This is a genomic window from Spiroplasma sp. Moj, assembly GCF_016082285.1.
GTDB lineage: Bacteria > Bacillota_I > Bacilli_A > Mycoplasmatales > Mycoplasmataceae > Spiroplasma > Spiroplasma phoeniceum.
The window spans coordinates 1-681 of record NZ_MQTY02000169.1 but is presented as its reverse complement, the minus strand read 5'-3'; the positions used below and the strand labels follow the sequence as shown (position 1 = coordinate 681).

General features: G+C 26.1%; 1 protein-coding gene. It reads right to left on the bottom strand.

Annotated elements, in window-relative coordinates:
* Nucleotides 1–125: 125 nt before the first annotated feature.
* The coding region (gene ybeY, locus BST80_RS05340) for an rRNA maturation RNase YbeY (protein ID WP_415746295.1) at nt 126–681 on the bottom strand (556 nt) is incomplete at its 5' end.

Here is a 681-nt window from a genome sequence, read left to right as displayed (position 1 = left end):
CTATAATTTCTATTTTAAATATATTTTATAGGAATTTTAAAATAACTAGGTTATGCAAGAAGTCTAATGTTAGGCGACATAAAAGCATAAATTTTTTAACACCAACTGAAGCTGTGTTAAAATTTTTAAAAGACTAACTGGTCTAAAATGTATATGGTACCTCACATTAATACTTTTCGTTGTAAATTAAACATTTTTTCTTCATCAGTCGGAGTTTGATGATCATAANCTAAAATATGTAACATACCATGAGTAAATAAAAAAGCAAATTCACGACGAAGAGAATGGTTATATTCAGCAGCTTGAGCAAGAGCTTTTTCATAGCAAATAAAAATATCCCCTAAACTGCNCAGTCCGGTTAATTGAAATAAATCAATCTTATTTTCTTCTTCTAAAGCAAAGGTAATAACATCAGCAACATAATCTTTGTTACAATATTTTCGATTAANTTCTAATTGTTCTTGTGCATCAACAATAATTAATGATAATTCTAATGGCTCAGTTATTGCTAATAAAGTTTTAATTTTTTTGAAAATTGCATTAAAATCATCTTGATATNGTTTAATATCAAACTTTGTTTCATTATAAATCACAAAATCATCTTTCATTACCTCACCAGACCCTTCTCTTTTTTTATTATAACAAATTAAATCATTAGACTTCTTGCATAACCTATTAAAA